The sequence below is a fragment of the Devosia sp. genome (assembly GCF_040509215.1).
In the GTDB taxonomy this organism is placed as follows: Bacteria; Pseudomonadota; Alphaproteobacteria; order Rhizobiales; family Devosiaceae; genus Devosia.
Map to the genome: position 1 here is coordinate 1 of NZ_JBEVLL010000179.1, position 2616 is coordinate 2616.

The window sequence follows — 2616 nt, forward strand, 5'->3', positions numbered from 1 at the left end:
GACGAAGTGATCGCGGCCGTGAATGCCGTGACCTATCGCTCGTAAGGAGACCCGGTATGCCTATCGATATCACCATGCCGGCGCTCTCTCCCACGATGGAAGAGGGCAAGCTCGCCAAATGGCACGTCAAGGAGGGCGACTCTGTCTCTTCCGGTGACGTGATCGCCGAAATCGAAACCGACAAGGCCACGATGGAAGTCGAGGCCGTGGACGAGGGCAAGATCGGTAAGATCCTCGTTGCCGAAGGCAGCGAAGGTGTGAAGGTCAACGCTGTGATCGCCGTGCTGCTGCAGGATGGCGAAGACGCCAGCGCCATCGGCGCTCCGAAGGCGGAAGCACCCAAGGCTGCGCCGGCCCCGGCTGCGGAAGCTCCGAAGACTGAAGCTCCGGCACCGGCAGCGACCAATGCCAATTCTGGATCCAGCGCTCCGGCTGCTGCGGCCAAGGCTCCGGCGAAATCCGAAGGTGGCCGTGTGTTCGCGTCGCCATTGGCAAAGCGTCTTGCCAAGGATGCCGGCCTCGATCTCTCCAGCATAGCCGGTTCGGGTCCGAAGGGCCGTGTCGTCAAGTCGGACGTGGAAGCTGCCAAGTCCGCCAAGGGCGCGAGCAAGCCTGCTGCCGGTGCTCCGGCCGCTGCCGCTGCGCCTGCGACTGGCATGAGCAAGAACCAGGTCATGGCGCTCTATGAGGAAGGCACCTACGAGGTCGTTCCCAATGACGGCATGCGCAAGGTCGTGGCTGCGCGCCTGACCGAAAGCAAGCAGACCGTTCCGCACTTCTACCTGACGCTCGACGCCAAGATCGACGCGCTGCTCGCAGCGCGTGAGCAGATCAATGCCTCGGCGCCCAAGAGCAAGGACGGCAAGCCGGCCTACAAGCTCTCGGTCAATGACTTTGTCATGAAGGCCTGGGCAGTGGCGCTGCAGCGCGTACCGGCGGCAAATGCCACCTGGGCCGGCGACTCTATCCTCTACCACAAGCGCTCGGACGTGGCGGTTGCCGTCTCCGTGCCGGGTGGTCTCTTCACTCCAGTGGTCAAGAGCTGCGATACCAAGTCGCTGCGCGAGATTTCGGACGAAGTAAAGGATCTGGCGACCCGCGCTCGCGGCAAGAAGCTGGCGCCGCATGAATACCAGGGCGGTTCGACCTCGGTTTCCAACCTCGGCATGTTCGGCATCAAGCACTTCGCTGCCGTGATCAACCCGCCGCATGGCACGATCCTCGCGGTCGGCGCCGGCGAAGAGCGCGTGTATCCCGAAAATGGCCAGATCAAGATCGGCCAATTCATGACGGTAACGCTCTCCTGCGACCACCGTGCCGTCGATGGCGCGCTGGGTGCGGAACTCCTCGGCGTGTTCAAGGGTCTGATCGAAAATCCGGTGATGATGCTGGCCTAGGGCTTTGCCCCAGGTCTCTTTTGGTCGCGTTTCCAAACCGGAAAGCCGGTGTCATTTCTCCTGGAAACGCTCTGGTAGGGCAGTCGCATGAAGACCATTCTCGCCTATGGCGATAGTCTGACCTATGGGGCCAATCCGCAGACGGGCGGCCCTCGCCATGCCTATGAGGATCGCTGGCCGACAACCCTCGAGCGCTCGCTCGGGGGCAAGGGCAGGGTGATCGCCGAGGGTCTGGGTGGTCGAACCACGGCGTTCGACGACTATTCGAGCCTTGCCGATCGTAATGGTGCGCGTGTGCTGCCGACACTGCTCGACAGCCACAAGCCACTCGATCTCGTCATCATCATGCTCGGCACCAACGATCTTAAGATCTACATCAATGGCACCGCCTTCGGCGCGGCCATGGGTGTCAAACGCCTGGTGCAGATCGTGCGGCAACATCCCTATGATGTCGGGCAGCCTGTGCCCCAGGTCATCATGGTGGCGCCACCGCTGACCGTCGAAACCGACCATGCCGATCTTCATCCCATGTTCGCGCCGCGCGCGGACGAGGCGAAGCTTTTTGATAGCATCTACAGCCGCGTCGCCCGCGAATTGGGCGTCGGCTATTTCAACGCCGCCTCCGTGGCCGTCGCCGACAAGCGCGACGGCGTGCATCTGGACGAGGCCAATACCCGCGCCATCGGCGAGGGCCTGGCTCCGCTCGTCAAATCCATGCTGGGTCTCTGACCCTAAATTTTCTGGAGGCCCATATGGCTGACCAATACGATCTTCTCGTCATCGGCGCCGGTCCCGGCGGTTACGTTGCCGCCATCCGTGGCGCGCAGCTTGGCATGAAGGTGGCCATCGTCGAGCGCGAGCACATGGCCGGCATCTGCTCCAACTGGGGTTGTATCCCGACCAAGGCGCTGCTGCGCTCGGCCGAAATCTACGGCCACATGGGCCACGCCAAGGACTACGGCCTGACCGCCGAAAAATTCGGCTTCGACCTCGACGGCATCGTCAAGCGTTCGCGCGCCATTGCGGCGCAGATGAACAATGGCGTGCAGTTCCTGATGAAGAAGAACAAGATCGACATCATCTGGGGCGAAGCCACGATCACCAAGCCCGGTGAAATCAAGGTTGCCCCATCAAAGAAGCCGATCGTGCAGCCGCAGGGACCGGTGCCGAAGAGTGCGCTCGGCGAGGGCACCTACAAGGCCAAGAACATCATCATCGC

The 2616-nt window shown here is 62.3% G+C and carries 3 protein-coding genes; all 3 read left to right on the forward strand.

Features of this window, described 5'->3' with window-relative positions; genetic code table 11:
* Positions 1–56: 56 nt before the first annotated feature.
* Positions 57–1397, forward strand: a complete 1341-nt coding sequence (locus ABW043_RS09960; protein WP_353921057.1) for a pyruvate dehydrogenase complex dihydrolipoamide acetyltransferase — start codon at positions 57–59, stop codon at positions 1395–1397.
* Positions 1398–1484: 87 nt separating this feature from the next.
* Positions 1485–2126 carry an SGNH/GDSL hydrolase family protein gene (locus tag ABW043_RS09965; RefSeq protein WP_353921058.1) on the forward strand — a complete coding sequence of 214 codons (642 nt, stop codon included), beginning with the start codon at positions 1485–1487 and terminating at the stop codon, positions 2124–2126.
* Between the two features lie 23 nt (positions 2127–2149).
* Positions 2150–2616: FAD-dependent oxidoreductase (locus ABW043_RS09970; protein WP_353921059.1), on the forward strand; the 467-nt coding region annotated here is incomplete at its 3' end.